Source organism: Thiohalocapsa sp. (assembly GCF_019695415.1).
Lineage (GTDB): Bacteria > Pseudomonadota > Gammaproteobacteria > Chromatiales > Chromatiaceae > Thiohalocapsa.
The window spans coordinates 1-3720 of sequence record NZ_JAIFKJ010000583.1 but is presented as its reverse complement, the minus strand read 5'-3'; the positions used below and the strand labels follow the sequence as shown (position 1 = coordinate 3720).

The window sequence follows — 3720 nt, the reverse complement described above, 5'->3', positions numbered from 1 at the left end:
ATGGCGGGGCGTCCTGCCCCGCGCGGGAAGCGCCAATAAATCGGCGCTTCCCTAGCGGACCCTGCTGCGTCGCGACGGCGCGTTTGCGAGCCACACCTATGCTGTACCGATCCGTCTTGCTCTGCGGTTGCCTGGGGGGTGCGGCGTCCCTGCTGCCGGTTGCCGCCGCGCCGCCGGCCGACGGGGCCGCTGATACTGCCGCCGAGGCCGCCCTGACGCTGGCCACTGGCGACATCGGCCCGAATTCCGCGCTGCTCTGGGCGCAGGCCAACGGCCCCGGCCAGCTGGTGGTGGAGGTGGAGGCCGAAGGAACCGGCGCCGTGCAGCGTCTGCAGCGGACGGTTGATGCGACAACAGACTATACGGTCAAGATCCCGGTGGACGGTCTGGGTCCGGGCCGACGCCATCTATGGCGGGCCCTGCTGGTGACAGAGGACGGGGCGGCCGGCGTCACTGCTGCGGGCCGCTTTCGCACCGCGCCGCCGTCCACCAATCCCGCGCCGGTGCGGTTGGTCTGGGGTGGAGACCTCGCCGGGCAGAATGTCTGCCGTGATGCGGAGCACGGGTTCGAGGTCTTCTCCGCCATCAACGCGCTGGCACCGGATCTCTTCGTCGCCCTCGGCGACATGATCTATGCCGACGGCCTTTGCGAGGCCGAAGGCCGATACGGCAATGCACAGGTGCTCGGCGGGTTCGAGCGCGCAGCTGACATGAGCGCGTTTCGCGCCCACTGGCGCTATGCCCGCGCCGATGCCGGCCTAAGGCGCCTCCTCGCCAACACCGCCTACCTGCCCACCTGGGACGACCACGAGGTGGTCAACGACTTCGGTCCCTTGCACGACACGCGGGACACGCCGCCCTACAGCCCCGGTGAGCACTTACTCCCCCTCGGGCGCGCCGCGCTGCTGGAGCAGAACCCTATCACCGAGCATCCGGATCGCCCAGGGCGCATCTATCGCAGTCTCCGCTGGGGACGCCACCTGGAGCTGCTGCTGCTGGATACCCGCCAGTACCGCGACGCCAACACCGCCCCGGACAGCGCCGAGCAGCCGAAGACGCTGCTCGGGCGCGAGCAACTGGTCTGGCTGGAGGATCGCCTGCGGCGTACAGATGCCACCTGGCTGGTGATTGCCACCAGCGTGCCGCTGTCGATCCCCACTGGCTGGCCGCTGGAGGGCGGCCGCGACGGCTGGGCAGACTTCGATGCGCCCACGGGCTTCGAGCAGGAGCTTCGCCATATCCTCGCCGTGGCCGCGGATGCGGGCCGCAGCGATCTCGTGTTCCTCAGCGCCGACGTGCACTTCGCGGCGGCCTTCAGCTACCGTCCGCAGCCGCAGCGACCTGACTTCGTGGTGCACGAGCTGGTGGCAGGCCCGCTCAGCGCAGCCCTGGGTGTCAGCGATGACTACGACCGCGACCTCGGCAGCGAGCGCCTGTTCCGCCACGCTCCGCCATCACGCGAGGCGGTGAAAACCTATGCCGACGCGCGGCGTTTCTTCGGCTTCGGTGAGCTCGTGGTGGATCCGGCAGGTACCCTTACCGCCACGCTGCGCGGCGTGGATGGGCAGTCGCTGTACGAGCTGAAGCTGACACCGAGCACCACCACGCGGCTCGCCCGTCTGCCCTGACCCGCCGCCATCCGCTCCGCGGCCTGATGTCTACCCATCACACGCCGGTCTTCGGTTTGTCGCGCGAAGAACCTGCTGATGCCTTTGCTCTGCATCGAACCTCGTCTCTCGACACTCGCGACTCTCCGTCATAACACACCCAAGGACGCATGCCATGCAGCCGTTGATCCGTTCTCTCGTCGCCGCCGCGTGCCTTTCTGGCACGCACCTCTTCGCCGCGGATGGCGCAGCGATCCAAGTGACCGATCCCTATGTCCGCGCGGTGCCTCCCGGCCAGCCCAACAGCGCCGCATTCATGACCCTCAGCAACACGGGCGAGACGCCGCGGGCGCTGGTGGCCGCCGAGAGCGACGCCGCGGCGACGGTGGAGCTGCACACCCACGGCATGGTCGATGGCATGATGCGCATGCGTCGCGTCGATCGCATCGAGCTCCCCGCGGGCGAGCAGGTGGCATTGCAGCCGGGTGGTCTGCACGTGATGCTGATCGGCCTGACGCAGCAGCTCGAGCCAGGCATGGATGTGGCCTTGACCTTGGTGCTGAATGACGGCAGCCGGCTGCAGCTCACAGCACCCGTGCGCCGCATCGACGTCGGCGGTATGGGCGGTCACGGCGGCCATTGAGGCGCGGACGGGCATGACCTACAGCATCATCGCCAGGGACACGTCCGCCGGCGAGATCGGCGCCGCGGTGCAATCCAAGTTTCCAGGTGCCGGCTCCATTGCTCTGCACGGCGCCGCAGGTATCGGCTGTATCACCACCCAAGCCTTCGCGAATCCGCAGCACGGCGACGAAGGCCTGGCGCTGCTTCGCCGGGGCCTCTCCGCACAAACCGTGCTGGAGCAGCTGTTGCGGAACGACCCAGCCGCCGACGAGCGCCAAGTGGCGGTGCTCGGCCCGGCAGGTCCGGCGGCGCTGCACACCGGCGATGCGGTGCGCAGTTGGGACGGCTTCGCCGGCGGCGAGGTCCGCCCGCACGCCGTGGCAAGTGGCAATACCTTGCGCGCCCAGGCCGTGGTAACGGCCATGCTCGACGGCTTCGAGGCTGCAACGGGCGAGCTCGCCGAGCGCTTGATCAGCGCATTGGCAGCGGGGCGCGATGCCGGCGGCGAGTTCCGCGGCCAGCAATCCGCTGCCATCTTGGTGGTGAAGCCGGGCGGCGGCTATGGCGGCTGGAGCGGCCGCCATGTGGACATCTCTGTGTACGATCACCCGGAGCCCATCACGGAGCTTGGCCGTTGTTATCGGCTGCACCGGTTGTCTTACTTCCCTAGCGACCCCGATCAGCTATTGCCCGTGGACGCCGCCTTGGCCCGGGAGCTCAAGGCCATCATGAGCCGGGCCGGCTTCCGTGAGCTGCCCGACACGCCGGACTGGGGAGAGGCCGAGATTGCACTGCTGAAGCGGTTTATGGGTGCTGAGAACTACGACAACCGGCTGCGGGATGATGCTTGGATAGATGCCGAGGTGCTGGCAGATCTGCGCCAGCGCTATCCACGCCCGACCTGATCCTGCGGCGTAGCCTGCCACCAATCAACCAACTTGCAAAATTGCCGGCAGGGTTGGACACTCGCCTGCGCCGTTGCGCCCAGTCACAGCGGCTCCACACAACACAACAACACTCTGGAGGTTCCACCAATGTCCCTGGGTATCCGTCTCCTCGCCGCGTGTCTGATTACTGTCGCCGCCACTGCGGTTGCCGCCGCCGATGCCTATGAGCCGCAGAAGGTGGTCTACCACGTGAACTACTACGACGCCCAGCAGCAGGCTGGCGCGCTGCGGAACATTCAAAACCACATCAACGCCGTCGGCGCGGAGAACCTGGAGGTGCAGGTCGTGATGCACGGTAACGGCGTCTCCCTATTGCTGCCGCCGGACGAAGTGGAGGGCACCAAGATGAAGGCGGGCAATGCGGATGCTGAGATGCAGGCGCGGATCGCCGGGCTGAAACAGCAGGGCGTGGCCTTCAGGGTCTGTGCCAACACGCTCAAGGGCCGGGAGATCGACCCCATGGCCCTGTACGACACCGACGAGGAAGACATCGTGCCAAGCGGCGTTGCCGAGCTGTCCAAGCTCCAGGCAGAAGGCTTCAC

At 67.6% G+C, this 3720-nt stretch carries 4 protein-coding genes; all 4 read left to right on the top strand.

The window, feature by feature from the left end:
- The first annotated feature begins 98 nt into the window (after positions 1-98).
- A complete protein-coding gene (locus I6U14_RS16020; protein ID WP_296900519.1) occupies positions 99-1628 on the top strand; it encodes an alkaline phosphatase D family protein in 1530 nt (509 codons plus the stop codon).
- 238 nt (positions 1629-1866) lie between these two features.
- On the top strand, positions 1867-2250 hold the full coding sequence (locus I6U14_RS16015; protein WP_296900518.1) for a copper chaperone PCu(A)C: 384 nt from the start codon (positions 1867-1869) through the stop codon (positions 2248-2250).
- Between the two features lie 13 nt (positions 2251-2263).
- Positions 2264-3136 (top strand): DUF1028 domain-containing protein, encoded by an 873-nt coding sequence (locus I6U14_RS16010; protein ID WP_296900517.1) that lies wholly within the window; start codon positions 2264-2266, stop codon positions 3134-3136.
- A 129-nt stretch (positions 3137-3265) separates the two neighbouring features.
- Positions 3266-3720 (top strand): DsrE family protein (locus tag I6U14_RS16005; RefSeq protein WP_296900516.1); only part of this gene is annotated, 455 nt, incomplete at its 3' end.